Genomic DNA, 255 nt, shown 5'->3' with positions numbered 1-255 from the left:
CCATCAGTCTTACATCACAAGCACCCACACGAATTGCTTGATTCAGTTGTTAAAGAGCGTTTCGGCGAAGTCTTTCGTCTCAACCGAGGCCGCGCATTCTACAGCAGCCTTTCAATCTGTCAAGCTGCTTTTGAAGAATTTTTCGTTTCTTCTCAACCGCTTGCGCTTCAGATCAGAACTTCTTCTCGTCAGCGGGAGGCGCATTCTACAGCGTTCAAAACCGCTGTCAACCACCTCTTTCAACCGCTTTCGATC

At 48.2% G+C, this 255-nt stretch carries 1 pseudogene; it reads left to right on the top strand.

What is annotated here, in order from left to right:
- Window positions 1-255, top strand: a pseudogene (locus IB232_RS23645) (hypothetical protein); the annotation flags it as partial.

The organism is Pseudomonas sp. PDM15, assembly GCF_014851565.1.
Classification (GTDB): Bacteria; Pseudomonadota; Gammaproteobacteria; order Pseudomonadales; family Pseudomonadaceae; genus Aquipseudomonas.
Note: the sequence above shows the minus strand (reverse complement) of the source record. Positions and strands in the feature narration are given on the sequence as shown.